This is a genomic window from Vibrio sp. 10N.222.55.C6 (assembly GCF_041473395.1).
Lineage (GTDB): Bacteria > Pseudomonadota > Gammaproteobacteria > Enterobacterales > Vibrionaceae > Vibrio > Vibrio crassostreae_C.
On record NZ_JBFRSD010000646.1, the window covers coordinates 1 to 231 of the forward strand.

At 46.3% G+C, this 231-nt stretch carries 1 pseudogene; it reads right to left on the bottom strand.

The features are described from left to right. Positions 1-231: pseudogene (locus tag AB4486_RS25460) on the bottom strand (DUF4041 domain-containing protein); the annotation flags it as partial.

Genomic DNA, 231 nt, shown 5'->3' on the forward strand with positions numbered 1-231 from the left:
TGCTCTGCGGCTTCAAGGTCAGACTGTAGTCGTGCGATCTGTTCTTCCAGCTTACTACGGGCTTCGTCATTCGCTGACTCAAGCTGTTTTCTAGCAGTCACAAGGGCTTTAGAAAAGCGTGCTTCTTCTTTGATGGCTTCTTGTTCCGCTTTCTTGATCTCAGCTTCGATCTTCGCTTCTTCACGCATTTGAGCCTTAATTTCAGCCTGTTCTTCTTTCTCTGTTTGTTTC